The organism is Oleiphilus sp. HI0132 (assembly GCF_001635845.1).
The window spans coordinates 1-1,526 of record NZ_LWGJ01001454.1 but is presented as its reverse complement, the minus strand read 5'-3'; the positions used below and the strand labels follow the sequence as shown (position 1 = coordinate 1,526).

Genomic DNA, 1,526 nt, shown 5'->3' with positions numbered 1-1,526 from the left:
TACATCTATCTTCTGGAATCGACGCGCCAATGCGCTATCTTTTTCGAAGATGCCTCGGAACTCAGTGAACGTAGTCGAACCAATACAACGAATCTCACCAGAACTAAGTAGTGGCTTCAGCAAATTAGATGCATCCATAACGCCACCTGAAGCAGAACCCGCACCAATGATCGTATGAATTTCATCAATAAATAAAATAGCATGATCTCGCTTCTTCAGCTCAGCTAGCAGAGCCTTAAAACGTTTTTCAAAATCACCACGGTATTTGGTTCCTGCTAATAAAGCACCAAGATCTAAAGAATAAACCTCAGCATCAGATATAATTGCTGGAACATTTCCATCAACAATCTGCTTAGCTAAACCTTCAGCTATCGCCGTTTTACCAACACCCGCCTCCCCTACTAACAAGGGGTTATTTTTACGGCGACGCGACAGTATCTGTACAACTCTATCAACCTCTTTCTCGCGACCAATCAGTGGGTCAATGCGACCTAAGCTTGCCTGTTCATTCAAGTTTGATGCATAGCTCTCGAGCGGATTACTCTGGCCTGACTCTTCCATACCTTCTTCAGAAGACGCCTCACCCTCTTGCTCTGGCTCGGAGTCATCGGAAATTTTGGAAATACCATGCGAGATATAATTTACTACATCAATACGCGCGATATTTTGTTTCTTAAGCACATAAACAGCCTGACTTTCTTGTTCACTGAATATAGCTACCAAAACATTCGCGCCAGTAACTTCTTTCTTACCAGAAGACTGAACATGAAATACTGCACGCTGCAAAACTCGCTGAAAGCCCAGAGTAGGCTGAGTTTCTCGCTCTTCATCACTCGCTGGAATAAGTGGTGTAGTCGAGTCTACAAACTCGGTTAACTCCTCTCGAAGCTCCGACAATTCGGTACCACACGCACCCAGCACTTGTAGTGCGGCATCATTGTCGAGCAAAGCCAATAGCAAGTGCTCAACAGTCATAAATTCGTGACGCTTCTCACGGGCGCTTCGAAACGCTTCGTTCAAGGTCAGTTCGAGGTCCTTACTTAACATCTTTCACCCCAGAAATTATTATTAATTCGCTCAATGTGATTACCCATGTAAAACGCAGAACTATATCTATAAAGCTCTAGACTGCTTTGATTTCACACAATAATGGGTGATCACAATCAGCCGAATATTGATTCACCAGCGCCACCTTTGTTTCTGCAATGTCCCGACTGAACACGCCACACACGGCATAACCTTGAGTGTGAACAGCTAACATTACCTGGGTCGCCTTTTCTTCATTCATAGAAAAAAACTTTAATAGCACCTCAACAACAAAGTCCATCGGCGTGTAGTCATCATTTAACATGACAACCTGATACATCGAAGGCTGTTTAAACGCTGGCTTAGCAGGAGCGACAAGCAGATCATCTTCATGACCTGGATCATTTTGCGTTCCTTGAGCTAATACTAGTAGAGAATCTTTAGTTTTACTCATAGTTTGATACGAATTTTTACATTTCTCTTTATTTGGGGGTAGATAC

The 1,526-nt window shown here is 43.2% G+C and carries 2 protein-coding genes; both read right to left on the bottom strand.

Annotated elements, in window-relative coordinates:
• Window positions 1–1,047 (bottom strand): AAA family ATPase (locus A3766_RS22335; protein ID WP_156509050.1); only part of this gene is annotated, 1,047 nt, incomplete at its 3' end.
• 76 nt (window positions 1,048–1,123) lie between these two features.
• Window positions 1,124–1,480: an ATP-dependent Clp protease adapter ClpS gene (clpS, locus tag A3766_RS22330; protein ID WP_068516258.1), complete on the bottom strand. Its 357-nt coding sequence runs from the start codon at window positions 1,478–1,480 to the stop codon at window positions 1,124–1,126.
• Between the last annotated feature and the right edge of the window lie 46 nt (window positions 1,481–1,526).